At 60.1% G+C, this 15,392-nt stretch carries 13 protein-coding genes; 11 read left to right on the plus strand and 2 right to left on the minus strand.

Going from position 1 to position 15,392, the window contains the following annotated elements:
- The first annotated feature begins 45 nt into the window (after nt 1-45).
- From soxA to ACXJKE_RS11260, 9 genes are all read left to right on the plus strand, one after another.
- Nucleotides 46-852 (plus strand): sulfur oxidation c-type cytochrome SoxA, encoded by an 807-nt coding sequence (gene soxA / locus ACXJKE_RS11220; protein ID WP_457280653.1) that lies wholly within the window; start codon nt 46-48, stop codon nt 850-852.
- An 18-nt stretch (nt 853-870) separates the two neighbouring features.
- Nucleotides 871-1,530 (plus strand): sulfur oxidation c-type cytochrome SoxX, encoded by a 660-nt coding sequence (soxX, locus tag ACXJKE_RS11225; RefSeq protein ID WP_457280654.1) that lies wholly within the window; start codon nt 871-873, stop codon nt 1,528-1,530.
- Between the two features lie 106 nt (nt 1,531-1,636).
- Nucleotides 1,637-3,352 (plus strand): thiosulfohydrolase SoxB, encoded by a 1,716-nt coding sequence (gene soxB, locus ACXJKE_RS11230; protein WP_457280655.1) that lies wholly within the window; start codon nt 1,637-1,639, stop codon nt 3,350-3,352.
- A 276-nt stretch (nt 3,353-3,628) separates the two neighbouring features.
- A complete protein-coding gene (locus ACXJKE_RS11235) occupies nt 3,629-6,517 on the plus strand; it encodes a 2-oxoglutarate dehydrogenase E1 component (protein WP_457280656.1) in 2,889 nt (962 codons plus the stop codon).
- Between the two features lie 57 nt (nt 6,518-6,574).
- Nucleotides 6,575-7,843 carry a 2-oxoglutarate dehydrogenase complex dihydrolipoyllysine-residue succinyltransferase gene (gene odhB, locus ACXJKE_RS11240; RefSeq protein ID WP_457280657.1) on the plus strand — a complete coding sequence of 423 codons (1,269 nt, stop codon included), beginning with the start codon at nt 6,575-6,577 and terminating at the stop codon, nt 7,841-7,843.
- Between the two features lie 8 nt (nt 7,844-7,851).
- Nucleotides 7,852-8,325, plus strand: coding sequence for a hypothetical protein (locus ACXJKE_RS11245; protein ID WP_457280658.1), 474 nt, complete (start codon nt 7,852-7,854; stop codon nt 8,323-8,325).
- Nucleotides 8,326-8,331: 6 nt separating this feature from the next.
- Nucleotides 8,332-9,759 (plus strand): dihydrolipoyl dehydrogenase, encoded by a 1,428-nt coding sequence (gene lpdA, locus ACXJKE_RS11250; protein ID WP_457280659.1) that lies wholly within the window; start codon nt 8,332-8,334, stop codon nt 9,757-9,759.
- A gap of 19 nt (nt 9,760-9,778) precedes the next feature.
- Nucleotides 9,779-10,882 carry a cell division protein ZapE gene (zapE, locus tag ACXJKE_RS11255; RefSeq protein WP_457280660.1) on the plus strand — a complete coding sequence of 368 codons (1,104 nt, stop codon included), beginning with the start codon at nt 9,779-9,781 and terminating at the stop codon, nt 10,880-10,882.
- Entirely contained in the window at nt 10,879-11,538 is a 660-nt protein-coding gene (locus tag ACXJKE_RS11260) for a hypothetical protein (RefSeq protein WP_457280661.1), read from the plus strand. Before zapE ends, ACXJKE_RS11260 begins: the two co-directional genes overlap by 4 nt.
- Here the strand turns inward: ACXJKE_RS11260 and ACXJKE_RS11265 are convergent.
- Nucleotides 11,527-12,312, minus strand: coding sequence for a PP2C family protein-serine/threonine phosphatase (locus ACXJKE_RS11265; RefSeq protein WP_457280983.1), 786 nt, complete (start codon nt 12,310-12,312; stop codon nt 11,527-11,529). The two genes, ACXJKE_RS11260 and ACXJKE_RS11265, sit on opposite strands and share 12 nt — an antisense overlap.
- A gap of 82 nt (nt 12,313-12,394) precedes the next feature.
- On the opposite strand from ACXJKE_RS11265, the gene ACXJKE_RS11270 reads away from it, so the two are divergent.
- On the plus strand, nt 12,395-12,598 hold the full coding sequence (locus ACXJKE_RS11270; protein ID WP_457280662.1) for a DUF465 domain-containing protein: 204 nt from the start codon (nt 12,395-12,397) through the stop codon (nt 12,596-12,598).
- The gene (locus ACXJKE_RS11275; protein ID WP_457280663.1) at nt 12,598-14,604 is read left to right on the plus strand and encodes an ATP-dependent DNA helicase; all 2,007 of its coding nucleotides are present in this window, start codon (nt 12,598-12,600) and stop codon (nt 14,602-14,604) included. The genes ACXJKE_RS11270 and ACXJKE_RS11275 overlap by 1 nt, the downstream gene beginning before the upstream one ends.
- Here ACXJKE_RS11275 and ACXJKE_RS11280 read toward each other — a convergent pair.
- The gene (locus tag ACXJKE_RS11280; protein ID WP_457280664.1) at nt 14,567-15,391 is read right to left on the minus strand and encodes an outer membrane protein assembly factor BamD; all 825 of its coding nucleotides are present in this window, start codon (nt 15,389-15,391) and stop codon (nt 14,567-14,569) included. The two genes, ACXJKE_RS11275 and ACXJKE_RS11280, sit on opposite strands and share 38 nt — an antisense overlap.
- Nucleotide 15,392: the final 1 nt, after the last annotated feature.

Here is a 15,392-nt window from a genome sequence, read left to right on the forward strand (position 1 = left end):
CAGCGGCACATTGGCTGCCCCACAACGATATTTGAGGAGTCCACGATGAAGTTGAGCCTGTTTGGGCTGGCGGCCCTGGCCGCCATGGCCACCTTGTCATTGCCTGCGGCGGCGCAAAAGAGCACCGCTGAAGGTATTGCCGAATACCGCGCCATGCTGGCTGACGGCAACCCGGCCGAGCTGTACGAAGCCCGTGGCGAGGCACTCTGGAAACAGGCGCGCGGCCCCAAAAATGCCTCGCTTGAAAAATGCGACCTGGGCAAGGGCCCGGGCGTGGTGAAGGGTGCTTTCGTCGAGCTGCCGCGTTTCTTTGCCGATACCCAGCGGGTGCAGGATATGGAGTCGCGCCTGCTGACCTGCATGGAGCAGCTGCAGGGTTTTAATGCCGCCGAGATCGCCAAAACCCCTTTCGGCGCGGGTGAGCAGAAATCCATCGAGTCGCTGGTGGCCTATATCTCGGGTGAATCGCGCGACATGACCTTCAAGGTGCCGCAGTCGCACGCCAAGGAAAAGCTGATGTACGAAGTCGGCAAAAAAGTGTTTTACCTGCGCGGCGGGCCCTACGACTTTTCCTGCGCATCGTGTCATGGCGAGGACAACAAGCGTGTCCGCCTGCAGGATTTGCCCAACCTCACCAAACAGCCCGGCGCCGGCAACGGTTTCGGCGCCTGGCCGGCCTACCGTGTCTCCAGCGGTGACCTGTGGAGCATGCAACGCCGCCTGAATGACTGCTATCGCCAGCAGCGTTTCCCTTTCCCGGGCTACGCCTCTGATGCCACCATCGCCCTGGGGGTGTACATGGGCGTCAACAGCAAGGGCGGTGCTTCCATTGCGCCGGCCCTCAAACGCTAATCAGGCAGGAGAGAACTGATGAACACGATTTACACCAAAGCCGCACTGTCCACCGCCTGTCTGGCATCGACGGCCTTTTTCCTGTCCAGCTGCGCCATTGCGCCCACGGCGCAGGAGGTAGACGAAGCCACCCAGCAGGTGCTGAAAAGTTCCTTCCGTGAGCAGGGCATCGCGAAGATGGACCGCCTGGCGCTGGACGCTTCCAACCAGGCCTGCTCGGAAGCCGCCGGCAAGCCGCTGGAGGAAAAAGCCGCCAAGGCCATTGAAGAAGCCAACCTCAAAACCGTGAAACTGCCTTCCGATGGCAAGTACCTCGGGAACTGGAGCGAAGGCGAAAAAATTGCGCAGAACGGCCGCGGCCTGACCTGGAGCGACAAACCCGGCGAAGCCAATGGCGGCAGCTGCTACAACTGCCACCAGATCAGCAAGGCTGAACTGTCTTTCGGCTCCATCGGCCCCAGCCTTTACAACTACGGCAAGCTGCGCGGCGTAAGCAATCCGGCGTCGCCCGAGAGCAAACCCATCGTGGAGTACACCTGGGGCAAGCTGTGGAACGCCAAGGCCTACAACGCGTGTTCCGACATGCCGAGGTTTGGCCATGCTGCCATCCTGAACGAGCAGCAGATCCGTGACGTGATGGCGCTGCTGCTGGATCCGAACTCGCCCATCAACAAATAATCTGAGTTCTTTATGCCGCCAGGCCAATAGTGGTGGGCGCAAGCAGCTCCTGAATTGATAGCAACTTGATACTTTGCCTGGGTAGCCGGGCAGGATGACCAACGCCATGAACCTGTCCCGCCGAGAGTTTGCAAGTGTCATGGCCGCTGCGCTGGCTGCCGGTTTTCCTTTGCGTGAGGCCGGCGCCGTCCAGGCCGCCAGCTTGTACGAACTGCCCCGTACTGGCAATGTGCACTTGCTGCACATGACCGATTGCCATGCCCAGCTGCTGCCGATCTACTTTCGAGAACCTTCCGTCAACCTGGGCGTGGGTGCGATGCGCGGGCAGGCGCCGCACCTGGTGGGCGAACATTTGCTGAAGGCTGCCAGCCTGAAGTCGGGTACGCCCGAGGCGCATGCGTTGACTTTCCTGAACTTCGAGCGGGCCGCGCGCCAGTACGGCAAGGTGGGCGGTTTCGCACACCTTGCGACGCTGGTGAAGCAGCTGAAGGCTGGCCGCCCCGGCGCCTTGCTGCTGGATGGCGGCGATACCTGGCAGGGTAGCGCTACGGCGCTCTGGACGCAGGGCCAGGACATGGTGGATGCAGCCAGGCTGTTGGGCGTGGATGTGATGACGGGCCACTGGGACTTCACCTATGGCGAAGAGCGGATCAAAAAAATCGTCGAGCAGGACTTTGCCGGCAAGGTCGACTTTATTGCGCAAAACGTCAAAACCAGCGACTTTGGCGACCCGGTGTTCAAGCCCTACGTCATCAAGGAAATGAATGGCGTGCCCGTCGCCATCGTCGGCCAGGCTTTTCCCTACACGCCGATTGCCAACCCTGGCTGGCTCACGCCGAACTGGACTTTCGGAATTCGCGAAAGCGAAATGCAGGAAACCGTGAACGAGGCACGCGCCAAGGGTGCGCAGGCCGTGGTGCTGCTCAGCCACAATGGCATGGATGTGGACCTGAAGATGGCCTCGCGCGTCACGGGAATCGACGCCATTCTGGGCGGCCACACCCACGACGGCGTGCCGATGCCTGTCATCGTCAAAAACCCGGGCGGGCAGACCATCGTGACCAACGCCGGCAGCAACGGCAAGTTTTTGGGTGTGCTGGACCTCGACGTCAAGGACGGCAAGGTGGCCGGTTTCAACTACCGGCTACTGCCGGTGTTCGCCAATCTGTTGCCGGCCGATGCGGCCATGAATGCGCTGATCGACAAGGTGAGGGCGCCTTACAGCGCCAAACTGGGTGAAAAACTGGCGGTGACGGAAGGCACGCTGTACCGCCGCGGCAACTTCAACGGCAGCTTTGACCAGCTGATCCTGGACGCCCTGATGAATGTGCGTGGCGCCGAGATCGCCTTTTCGCCCGGATTCCGCTGGGGAACTTCGCTGCTGCCCGGCCAGGCCATCACGCGCGAGCACGTGATGGACCAGACCGCGATCACTTATCCCTGGACCACGCTGACGGACATGCGCGGCGACATGATCAAGACCATCCTGGAGGACGTGGGCGACAACCTGTTCAACCCCGACCCGTATTACCAGCAGGGCGGCGACATGGTGCGTGTGGGCGGTTTGACCTACACCTGCGAGCCCGGCGCCAAAATGGGTGAACGCATCCAGGACATGCGTCTGGGCGGCAAGCCCATCGAAGCCGGCAAGACCTACAAGGTGGCTGGCTGGGCGCCGGTGGCGGAGGCTAGCAAAAACGCCGGCCCTCCGGTCTGGGAGGTGGTGGAAAGCTACCTGAAGGCCAAAAAGGTCATTCAACCTGTCAAAGCCAACACTCCGCGGCTTGTGGGTGTGACCGGAAATCCGGGCCTTGCCGTCTGACTTTCAGCCCCCAAATACAGCAGTAACTTCAACGCATGTGAGAGCATGTAAGAGGTATGTGAGAGCGTTGGGGGTGCGCAGAAACCATGGCCTTTTCAGGTATGGTCATGAGCACCGTCTTTCCGCTGTCACAGTTCGGTGGCACAATCTGGGTTGTTTCTGAAGGCCCTTCCTGCCACAGTCGCATCCGCTAATCGGTCCAGCCGTGTTGCGGAAGGTTAATTAACAAGCTTTAACCAGCTAATGTTTCCCAAAGGGAAACGGAGGTCAGCGGATATGAGTTCCAACCCGGCAGCATCGTCTGTCTATTCTGCCTATCAAGGCAACACTTATCTCTTCGGCGGCAACGCGCCCTATGTCGAAGAGATGTACGAAAACTACCTTGCCAACCCTGGCAGCGTGCCCGACAACTGGCGCGAGTATTTCGACGCACTCCAGCACGTTCCCGCCGTAGACGGCAGCAATGCCAAGGACGTTCCACACCTGCCGGTCGTCAACGCCTTTGCCGAGCGCGCCAAGCAGGGCCAGACCAAAGTTGTGGTCGCCAGCGGCGCCGACTCCGAAATGGGCCGCAAGCGCACGGCCGTCCAGCAGTTGATCGCCGCCTACCGCAACGTCGGCGCACGCTGGGCCGACCTGGACCCGCTCAAGCGTGCCGAACGCGACAAAATTCCCGAACTGGAGCCGTCTTTCTACGGTTTCAGCGACGCCGACCAGGAAACCGTGTTCAACACCAGCAACACGTTCTTCGGCAAAGACACCATGAGCCTGCGCGAGCTCATGAACGCGCTGCGCGAAACCTACTGCGGCACGATTGGCGCCGAGTACATGTACGCGACCGACCAGAACCACAAGCGCTGGTGGCAGCAAAAGCTCGAATCGATTCGCAGCAAACCCAATTTCACCAAGGAAAAGAAGCTCCACATCCTGGACCGGTTGACTGCAGCCGAAGGCCTGGAGCGTTTCCTGCACACCAAGTACGTCGGCCAGAAGCGCTTCTCGCTGGAAGGCGGCGAGAGCTTCATCGCCTGCATGGACGAGCTGATCCAGCAGGGCGGTATCAAGGGCGTGCAGGAAATAGTGATCGGCATGGCCCACCGCGGCCGCCTGAATGTGCTGGTCAATTCCCTGGGCAAAGTCCCCGCCGACCTGTTCGCCGAATTCGACCACACCGCACCTGAAGACCTGCCCAGCGGCGACGTCAAGTACCACCAGGGCTTCAGCTCCGACGTGACCACCCCTGGCGGCCCGGTCCACCTGACTTTGGCTTTCAATCCCTCTCACCTGGAAATCGTCAACCCCGTGGTTGAAGGCTCGGTGCGCGCCCGCATGGATCGCCGTGCCGACCCCAAAGGCCTGCAGGTGCTGCCGGTGCTGGTGCACGGTGATGCCGCTTTTGCAGGGCAGGGCGTTGTGATGGAAACGCTGGCGCTGGCCGAAACCCGCGGTTATTTCACCGGCGGCACGGTGCACATCGTGATCAACAACCAGATCGGTTTCACCACCAGCGACCCGCGCGACAGTCGCTCGACGCTGTACTGCTCCGACGTCGTCAAGATGATTGAAGCGCCGGTGCTGCACGTCAATGGCGACGACCCGGAAGCCGTGGTGCTGGCTACCCAGCTGGCCCTCGAGTTCCGCATGGAGTTCCAGAAGGATGTCGTGGTCGACATCATCTGCTTCCGCAAGCTGGGCCACAACGAGCAGGACACGCCAGCGCTGACCCAGCCGCTGATGTACAAGAAAATTGCACAGCACCCCGGCACCCGCCGCCTGTACGCCGACAAACTGACGGCGCAGGGCATGGGCGACACCCTGGGCGACGACATGGTCAAGGCCACGCGCGCCGCGCTGGATGCCGGCAAGAGCACGTTTGATCCGGTTCTCACCAACTTCAAGAGCAAGTATGCGGTTGACTGGGTGCCTTACCTGGGCAAGAAGTGGACCGATGCCGGCGACACCGCCATCCCGATGGCCGAGTGGAAGCGCCTTGCCGACAAGATCACGGCCATCCCCGCGACCGTGACGCCGCATCAGCTGGTCAAGAAGGTGTATGACGACCGCGCAGCCATGGGCCGCGGCGACGTCCCTGTGGACTGGGGCATGGGCGAGCACATGGCGTTTGCCTCACTGGTGGCAAGTGGCTACCCGGTGCGCCTGTCGGGCGAAGATTGCGGACGCGGCACGTTCACGCATCGCCATGCCGTCATTCACGACCAGAATCGCGAAAAGTTCGACACCGGTACCTATGTGCCGCTGCAGAACGTGGCCGACAACCAGGCTCCGTTCGTTGTCATCGACTCCATCCTGTCTGAAGAGGCGGTGCTGGCGTTTGAATACGGCTATGCATCGAACGACCCGAACACGCTGGTGATCTGGGAAGCCCAGTTCGGCGACTTCGCCAACGGCGCGCAGGTCGTGATCGACCAGTTCATCGCCTCGGGCGAAGTCAAGTGGGGCCGCGTCAATGGCATCACCCTGATGCTGCCGCACGGCTATGAAGGCCAGGGCCCGGAGCACAGCTCGGCACGCCTGGAGCGTTTCATGCAGCTGTCGGCGGATACCAACATGCAGGTGGTGCAACCGACGACCGCCAGCCAGATCTTCCACGTGCTGCGCCGCCAGATGGTGCGCAACCTGCGCAAGCCGCTGGTCATCATGACGCCCAAGTCGCTGCTGCGTAACAAGGACGCCACCTCGCCGCTGTCCGAATTCACCAAGGGTGGGTTCCAGACCATCATCCCCGAGACCAAGGATGACATCAACAAGAAGGCAGACAAGGTCAAGCGCATCATCGCGTGCTCGGGCAAGGTGTATTACGACCTGGCCAAGAAGCGTGAAGAAAAGGGCATTGACGATACGGCCATTATTCGTGTTGAGCAGCTTTATCCGTTCCCGCACAAGGCTTTTGCGGCCGAGCTGAAAAAGTACCCGAACGCCACCGACATCGTGTGGTGCCAGGACGAGCCACAAAATCAGGGTGCCTGGTTCTTTGTGCAGCACTACATCCACGAGAACATGTTCGAAGGTCAAAAACTGGGCTATTCCGGCCGTGCTGCTTCGGCATCACCGGCTGTGGGTTATTCGCACCTGCACCAGGAGCAGCAAAAGGCGCTGGTGGACGGCGCGTTTGCCAAGCTCAAGGGCTTTGTGCTGACCAAGTAAGGTCGCCCCTTCCCGAACCAAGAACACGAATACAAGAACGAACCCGAAAGAATCAACATGGCTATCGTAGAAGTCAAAGTCCCCCAGTTGTCCGAGTCCGTGGCCGAGGCCACCATGCTGCAGTGGAAGAAAAAAGTCGGTGATGCAATCGCGGTGGATGAAATCCTGATTGAGATCGAAACCGACAAGGTGGTGCTGGAAGTGCCGGCGCCTTCCGCCGGCGTGCTGACCGAGCTGGTCGTCGCGGACGGCGGCACGGTGGTGTCAGATCAGGTGATTGCCCGGATCGACACCGAAGGCAAAGCGGGTGCCGCTGCTCCTGCAGCCGCTCCGGCGGCGGCCGCTGCAGCACCTGCCGCTGCTGTTGTCTCCGCGCCTGCACCCGCAGCCGGTGGCTCCATGGCTGGCGTTCCCATGCCGGCTGCAGCCAAGCTGATGGCCGACAACAACCTTGCCGCTGGTTCGGTGCCTGGAACCGGCAAGGATGGCCGCGTTACCAAGGGCGACGTCCTCGGTGCGGCTGCTGGCGGTGCCAAGCCGGCCGCTGCTGTTGCCATTCCCACAGGCGTGCCTACTGCGGCCTTGCCGCAGGTTGCTGCTTCCGCCAAACCTTCCGATCTGGGTGACCGTCCCGAGCAGCGCGTGCCCATGAGCCGCCTGCGCGCGCGTATCGCCGAGCGCCTGCTGCAATCGCAGGCCACCAACGCCATCCTGACCACGTTCAATGAAGTGAACATGGCGCCGGTGATGGAAATGCGCAAGCGCTTCCAGGAGAAGTTTGAAAAAGAACACGGTGTGAAGATCGGCTTCATGAGCTTCTTCGTCAAGGCCGCTGTGCATGCGTTGAAGAAGTATCCCGTGCTCAACGCATCGGTTGACGGCAATGACATCGTTTACCACGGCTACTTCGACATCGGCATCGCCGTCGGTTCCCCGCGCGGCCTGGTGGTGCCCATTCTGCGCAATGCAGACCAGATGAGCTTTGCCGACATCGAGAAGAAGATTGCCGAATACGGTGCCAAGGCACGCGACGGCAAGCTGGGCATTGAAGAAATGTCCGGCGGTACTTTCTCGATCTCCAATGGCGGTGTTTTCGGCTCCATGTTGTCCACGCCCATCATCAACCCGCCGCAGTCGGCGATCCTGGGCGTGCATGCGACCAAGGACCGTGCCGTGGTCGAAAACGGCCAGATCGTGGTCCGTCCGATGAACTACCTGGCAATGAGCTATGACCACCGCATCGTCGACGGTCGTGAAGCTGTGCTGGGCCTGGTGGCGATGAAAGAAGCGCTGGAAGATCCTGCACGCCTGTTGTTCGACATCTAAGGCTGTCGATGCGCCGCCTCGTCGCCTGCCTGGCCTGCACGTTGAGCGTGGGTCTGGCTGCGGCTGCTGCGCCGGCTGGCGACAACTGGAGCGGTTACTACGGGCTGCAATGGGTCAGTGTTTCGCAGGCGGAGTCCCGGCTGGTATTGGCGAAGGCGCCGGATGCTGACCCGGGGAAGCTGGTTGAAACATACCAGTCGGACCTGGCGCGATGGACCATTGCCGATGTGCGGACCCCTACGGAAACCGTATTCCTGCGCCGCTTTCTCGCGGAGGAGTACGAGGGCTTTGGCTGGGCCGCGCTGCATGCCGCCGGCGGGATTGAATGCCTCGATGCCAGACATTTGTTTGTCTGCAAGACCACGCCCGGAACGACCGTGAAAATTGGCCGCGATGGTCCCCAGCAGGAAAGCCTGCAGGCGCGCACCGGTGTATTTGGAATCGTCCTCCATGCGGGGGCGTTTGAACTCAAGAAGGAATAAAGAAACATGTCTAAACAATTCGACGTCATCGTCATCGGTGGCGGCCCCGGCGGTTACATTGCCGCGATTCGCGCCGCCCAACTGGGTTTCAACGTCGCCTGTATCGACGAATGGAAGAACGCCAAAGGTGGCCCGGCCCTGGGTGGCACCTGCACCAACGTGGGCTGCATTCCGTCCAAGGCGCTGCTGCAATCGTCCGAACATTTCGACCACGCCAGCCACCACTTTGCCGATCATGGCATCGAGGTCAAAGGCCTCGGCCTGGATGTCACGAAGATGCTTGCCCGCAAGGACACGGTCGTCAAGCAGAACAACGACGGCATCGTCTACCTGTTCAAGAAGAACAAGGTCACCTTTTTTCACGGCCGCGGCTCCTTTGTCGCTGCAAAAGACGGCCTCTATGACGTCAAGGTCGCCGGTGCCGCTGAGGAAACCATCTCCGGCAAGCACATCATCGTGGCCACGGGTTCCAACGCCCGCGCTCTCCCGGGGGCACCATTTGACGAGGAAAACATCCTGTCGAATGACGGCGCACTGCGCATCGGCGCCGTGCCCAAGAAGCTGGGCCTGATCGGCTCCGGCGTGATCGGCCTGGAAATGGGCTCGGTCTGGCGCCGCCTGGGTGCAGACGTGACGGTACTGGAAGGCCTGCCGACGTTCCTGGGCGCAGTCGATCAGCAGATCGCCAAGGAAGCAAAGAAAGCATTCGACAAGCAGGGTCTGAAAATCGCGCTCGGCGTGAAGGTCGGCGAGATCAAGAGCGGCAAGAAAGGTGTGAGTGTTGCCTATACCGATGCCAAGGGCGAAGCCCAGACCCTGGAAGTGGACAAGCTCATCATCTCCATTGGCCGGGTAGCCAACACCCAGGGCCTGAACCCTGAAGCCGTTGGCCTGAAGCTCGACGAGCGCGGCGCCGTGGTGGTGGATGAGGAATGCAAAACCAGCCTGCCCAATGTCTGGGCTATCGGCGACGTGGTACGCGGCCCCATGCTGGCGCACAAGGCCGAGGAAGAGGGCGTTGCGGTTGCCGAGCGCATTGCTGGGCAGCATGGTCACGTCAACTTCAACACGATTCCCTGGGTGATCTACACCAACCCTGAAATCGCCTGGGTGGGCCAGACCGAAGAGCAGCTCAAGGCTGCCGGCCGGGCATACAAGGCAGGGACTTTCCCGTTCATGGCCAATGGCCGCGCACGCGCGCTGGGTGACACGACTGGCATGGTGAAGATGCTGGCCGATGCCGCGACGGATGAAATTCTCGGCGTGCACATCGTCGGTCCGATGGCCAGCGAACTGATCGCCGAATGTGTGGTGGCCATGGAATTCCGGGCCAGCAGTGAAGACATTGCCCGCATCTGCCATGCCCATCCGTCCCTGAGCGAAGCGACCAAGGAAGCCGCGCTGGCAGTCGACAAGCGCACCTTGAACTTCTGAGCACGCAGGCAAGAAGTCGGTGAATCAACCGGTGCGCTCGGCGTACGACGCCGAACTTGCGGCGCGGGGCTATCAAAGCGATCCTGCCCAGTTGCGGGCAGTCGAAGCGCTTGAGCGTTGCGCCTCTGAGTGGGCGGCGTTCAAGGAGCAGCGCTCCAATGCCATCAAGAAGCTGATAAACCGGCCTGATATCCCTCGTGGCGTGTACATGCACGGAGGCGTTGGCAGGGGAAAAAGTTTCTTGATGGACTGCTTTTTCGGGGCTGTCCCGCTCAGGCGCAAGGTACGGCTGCACTTTCACGAGTTCATGCGCGAGGTGCACCGGGAGTTGCAGGACCTTCAGGGTACGGCGAATCCGCTGGATGAGCTGGGCCGGCGCATTGCGAAGCGATACCGGCTCATCTGTTTTGACGAGTTTCATGTGGCGGACATCACCGACGCGATGATTCTTCATCGTCTGTTGTCGGCGCTGTTTGACAATGGAGTCGGCTTTGTCACAACTTCCAACTTTCTGCCGGACGAGCTGTATCCGAATGGCATGCATCGCGACCGTGTTCTCCCGGCCATTGAACTCCTGAAGGCCAAGCTGGAGGTCATCAGTGTTGACAACGGGACGGACTACCGCGGGCGCACGTTAGCCCAGGCGAAGCTCTATCACACCCCGCTAGGCCTTCAGGCCGATGCTGAAATGACTGAAACTTTTAATGCGCTGGCAGAGTCTCAGGATGAGAACCCGGTATTGCAGATTGAGTCCAGGCAAATCCAGGCCAGGCGCAAGGCGGGGGGGGTCGTCTGGTTTGACTTCAAGACGCTGTGCGGTGGTCCGCGTTCGCAAAACGATTACCTGGAAATAGCCACGCAGTTTCATACCGTGCTGCTAAGCGATGTACCGCATATGCCGGTGCGTATGGCGTCGGAGGCACGGCGGTTTACCTGGCTGGTGGATGTGCTGTATGACCGCCGGGTCAAGTTGATCATGTCGGCAGAAGTCGCTCCTGAGGCGTTGTACACCGAGGGGCCGCTGGTACACGAATTCCCCCGTACGGTTTCCCGGCTCAACGAAATGCAGTCAAAGGAATTCCTGGCGCTTGAACGCAGAAACGTGGATACAACACTCACATGAAGCATCTGGTTACCGCCTGTTTTCTCATCGCTTTAAGCGTGCTCGCGAATGCGCAGTCCACGGTCGAGACGGCTGCACCCGCTGACCAGATGCGAAGCATTGATGCCGAGCGGACGAGAATCAGCGCCGAACGCAACAGGCTGGAAGCAGGATTTTTGGCTGAGGATGCAGCCTGCTACGACCGGTTTGCCGTCAACAGCTGCCTGGGAAAAGTCAATGACCGGCGGCGCGAAGCCATGGCAGACCTTCGCCGGCAAGAGCTGTCGCTCAATGACGAGGAACGCCGCATCAAGGGTGCGGAGCAGATCCGTAAAACGGAAGAAAAATCGTCACCGGAGAAACAGCAGGAAGCCGCGGATCGTCGGGCGAAGGCTCTGGAAGACTCCCAGTCTCGTCTTGAGCGGGAAAAAAAGAAAACCGAAGACCGTGCGGCGGCCAAGGCAGGTGAGCAAGGTAGTAGTGACGCGAACGCTGCCAGATTAAAAAGCGGTCAGGAAAAATCCCAGTCCAGAAGCGAAAAGCAGGCTGTTGCAGCGGAAGAGGCTAAAAAATTCAACGACCGCCAAAAGGAGGCGCTGGAGCGCAAAGCCCAGCATGAAAGAGATCGTCTGAAGCAGACCAAGCCGCCAGCGAAGTCCTTACCCTTACCCGACTAAGCGGGCCGGTGGCTCAGCGGCCAAAGGCTCGAGTTTGACAATCACCAGCGAGAGATTGTCACCGCCGCCTCGCGCGCGGGAACGTGCTTTCTGAATCAGGAATTCAGTGGCTTCACGGGGTGACAGCATGGACAGGGCTGAGCCCATTTCACTGGTGCTGAAATAGTGCCAGACCCCATCGCTGCAAGCCAGCAGGACGTCTTCAGGCCGGAGTTGCGGGATGAAATGGTGGGTAATAGGTGGCGCATCTTCCGTACCCAGGCAACCCATCAGGATGTTTGACTGCGGATGAACATTGGCTTCTTCCTCAGTAATCTCGCCTTTGTCCACCAGAGTCTGCACATACGAATGGTCCACCGTCCTGTGTACCAGCTTGCTGCCCTGGTAATGGTAGATCCTGGAGTCTCCGGTATGTACCCAGTGACAGTCCCCACCCGGGTTGATCAGAAATGCCGCCAGCGTGCTGTGCGGTTCCTGCTCAGCCGAGATCGCAGTCAATTTGATGACGATATGGGCCTCTTCAATGACCTGCTTGAGCATCGCAGGCGCATCGTCCGTTTCCGGGGCATAACGTTCAAAAAGCTGCTTGGCCGTCAACATGACCTGATCGGAGGCTTTGCGCCCCCCGCTACGGCCTCCCATACCGTCCGCCACGATACCCAGCATGCAGCCGGGAATGCGTGAGTGACTGAACAGGTTGACCTGATCCTGCTGGTAGTCCCGATCGCCTTTATGGATACCGGTGGACGCTGTGATTCGATAACCTTTGGACATTGTGTGGTCGTTCAAGCGCGAGCTCGATTTATGGTCGCAATCGACGTATTATCAAGCGAAGCAGCGTGTACGGATAAAAACCTTGGACTTAAATCTACATTCCCCGGAACGCCAGCTGATCGAACTCAAAATGGAGCACGCCGATCTCAATGCGCTGGTGGACCTGACCGCGCACGCCTTTCCCATTGACGAGTTGTTGCTCAGGCGCCTCAAAAAGCGGCGTTTGCAGCTTCGTGACCAGATTGCACAGCTTGAGCTGTCGCTGGATCCCCCAGAGCCTGCTTGATGACCCTTGCGATTGAAGTCGAAGAGGCCTTCGCGCCGGGAGGCGTCCTGTCGCGTGCCGCTGAGCATTTTGTGCCTCGCAGCGGCCAGACCGAAATGGCCCTGGCCGTGGCGCGTGCCATTGAGGGTGCATACCCCTTGGTGGTCGAGGCCAGCACCGGCGTCGGTAAAACTTTTTCCTACCTGGTCCCCGCTTTGCTGAGCGGCGAGCGTGTGTTGTTGTCGACGGCGACCAAGGCCTTGCAAGACCAGCTTTTCGGTCGTGATTTGCCGCGCCTGGTGGAGGCGCTGGGTCTTCCGGTCAGCACGGCGCTTCTCAAGGGGCGGGCCAGCTACCTGTGTCTGCACCGCATGGAAATGGCGCGTCAGGAGGCTTATTTGCCCGACGGCGTTTCCGTGCGCGCCCTGGCCAAAATTGAAGAATGGTCCAAGCTCACGCGCACCGGCGACCTGGCCGAACTCCCGGGGCTGGACGAACGTTCGCCGATGATTCCTCTGGTGACCTCCACGCGTGAAAACTGCCTGGGCGCCACCTGTCCGCGTTTTCGGGCCTGTCATGTGAACCTGGCCCGCAGGGAGGCCATGGCTGCCGACGTGGTGGTGATCAACCACCACCTGTTCTTTGCCGATCTGGCGGTGCGCGAATCCGGCGTCGCTGAGTTGCTGCCTTCCGTGCGCATCGCCATCTTCGATGAAGCGCACCAGCTCAACGAGACCGGTGTGCAATTTCTGGGAACAAACCTGACCACGGGCCAGCTTCTTGATTTTGCAAGGGACATGCTGGCAACTGGCCTGCAGCTGGCCCGCGGGCTGGTGGACTGGCAGGAGGTGGTGTCGACCGTCGAGCACGCTGCGCGCGAGCTGCGTCTGTGTGCCGGGAAACAGTACCCAGGCACCAAACTGCGATGGGTGGGTGAGTCTCCGGAGGGGTTGAATGCGGCTGAGTGGACCAGTGCGTTGCAAGTCATTCACACGTCTTGCGAGCAGGCTTCTGCCGCCCTGGATACGGTCAGTGAAATCGCGCCTGATTTCGTTCGCCTCCATGAGCGTGCCGAGGAGCTGTCGGAACGCGCCCAGCGCTTCGTTCAGGCATGCGAGGCGGGCTGCGTGCGCTGGGCTGACGTGGGAACCCAGCTCCGGCTGGTCGAATCGCCGCTGGATATTTCGAAGGCGGTGAAAAGCAAAGTGCTGGGCGCTTCCGCCGGCTCGGCAAAGTCATGGATATTCACTTCTGCCACACTGGGAGATGACGACAAGCTCAGCTGGTTTACCAAGCCTTGCGGGCTGGAGGATGCCGAGGTCTTGCGGGTAGGAAGTCCTTTTGATTACGAGAGGCAGGCGGCGTTATATGTGCCTGGGGTGTTCCCCAAACCGGGAGACCCCGCGCACACCATGAAAGTCGCCGAAGCTGCAGCCAGATGGTCGAGACGTCTCGGGGGGCGCACTATGGTTTTGACGACCACACTGCGGGCTTTGCGCACCATTGGTGATGCACTCAGAGAGGTTTTTCTGAATTCGCCGGACATGGAGGTGCTGGTTCAGGGGGCCATGCCCAAGCGTGTGCTGATTGAACGCTTCCGAGAAGGCAATGCCAAAGGCGGCAAAGGCTGCGTGCTGGTGGCTTCGGCGTCATTTTGGGAGGGCATTGACGTGCCTGGCGACGCGCTTCAACTGGTTGTCATTGACAAGCTGCCTTTTCCTCCTCCGAACGACCCGCTGGCAGAGGCGCGCTCAAAGCTCCTCGAATCACAAGGACGCAGTGCTTTTAACGACTATTTTCTGCCCGAGGCGGCGGTGGCTCTCAAGCAGGGTGCCGGGCGTCTGATACGCCGAGAAAGTGACCAGGGGGTGTTGGTGGTGTGCGACAGCCGCCTGGCAACCATGGGTTATGGGCGGCGTTTGCTGAGAGCTCTTCCGCCGATGCGGCGGTTGGCATCCGAGGAGGAGCTGTTCGACCGGCTGGAAGCTCTTACCAGAACTTGTACCAAGGATTGTCTCCCGACTTGAATCCCTTGCTTAAGTATTCGCTTTGCGGGTAGCTCTTTTCGAGGATACGGCGGGTATCGTCACGCAATTCAACCATACCCAGCGCTTCGTAGGACTTATAAAGAATGAAGGTAGCCTCTTCCAATGCGGGTACATCGCGGTAGTCGGCGATTGCACTCTGCGCACGGTTGATTGCCGCCACGTAGGCACCCCTTGAGTAATAGTACCGCGCGACATGCACTTCGGATTGGGCCAGCGAGTTCACGATATAGCTCATCCGCAGACGGGCATCCGGCGAGTATTTTGACTCTGGAAAGCGAGTCACAAGGTCCCTGAATGACTCAAAGGATTCCTTGGCTGCTTTTTGGTCCCTTTCGGACAAGTCCTGACGGGAGATAAACCCGAAAATGCCGAGATTGTCATTGAAGTTCACCAGGCCTTTGAGGTACAGCGCATAGTCCAGGGCCGGGCTGGCCGGATGCAGTCTCATAAACCGGTCCAATGTCGCGATGGCCTGGGCTTGTTCTCCTCCCTTGTACTGGGCATAAGCTTTCTCAAGCTGCGCTTGCTGGGCGAGGGGGGTACCTGCAGCACGGCCTTCCAGTTTTTCGTACAACGGGATCGCCTTGTCATAGGCCCCGCCGCTGGCCTCATCCTTTGCTTCGGCGTAAATCTTGTTGGGGCTCCATGTGGCCGTCTTGTCGGGCGCAGGGGTGCTCGAGCATCCGGCAATCACAAAAGATAAAGCGCAAACGGCTGCAAAAAGCGGCATTGCATTGGGAACAACCGATAATTTGGTGGAAAACATT

This window comes from Polaromonas sp. P5_D5 (genome assembly GCF_054049435.1).

Coding starts and splice junctions, on each gene's coding strand:
- soxB (WP_457280655.1), top strand. CDS start 1,637: ATGAACCTGTCCCGCCGAGAGTTTGCAAGTGTCATGGCCGCTGCGCTG.
- ACXJKE_RS11265 (WP_457280983.1), bottom strand. CDS start 12,312: ATGTCCAAAGGTTATCGAATCACAGCGTCCACCGGTATCCATAAAGGC.
- ACXJKE_RS11280 (WP_457280664.1), bottom strand. CDS start 15,391: ATGTTTTCCACCAAATTATCGGTTGTTCCCAATGCAATGCCGCTTTTT.
- ACXJKE_RS11245 (WP_457280658.1), top strand. CDS start 7,852: ATGCGCCGCCTCGTCGCCTGCCTGGCCTGCACGTTGAGCGTGGGTCTG.
- odhB (WP_457280657.1), top strand. CDS start 6,575: ATGGCTATCGTAGAAGTCAAAGTCCCCCAGTTGTCCGAGTCCGTGGCC.
- ACXJKE_RS11235 (WP_457280656.1), top strand. CDS start 3,629: ATGAGTTCCAACCCGGCAGCATCGTCTGTCTATTCTGCCTATCAAGGC.
- soxX (WP_457280654.1), top strand. CDS start 871: ATGAACACGATTTACACCAAAGCCGCACTGTCCACCGCCTGTCTGGCA.
- soxA (WP_457280653.1), top strand. CDS start 46: ATGAAGTTGAGCCTGTTTGGGCTGGCGGCCCTGGCCGCCATGGCCACC.
- ACXJKE_RS11260 (WP_457280661.1), top strand. CDS start 10,879: ATGAAGCATCTGGTTACCGCCTGTTTTCTCATCGCTTTAAGCGTGCTC.
- ACXJKE_RS11275 (WP_457280663.1), top strand. CDS start 12,598: ATGACCCTTGCGATTGAAGTCGAAGAGGCCTTCGCGCCGGGAGGCGTC.
- lpdA (WP_457280659.1), top strand. CDS start 8,332: ATGTCTAAACAATTCGACGTCATCGTCATCGGTGGCGGCCCCGGCGGT.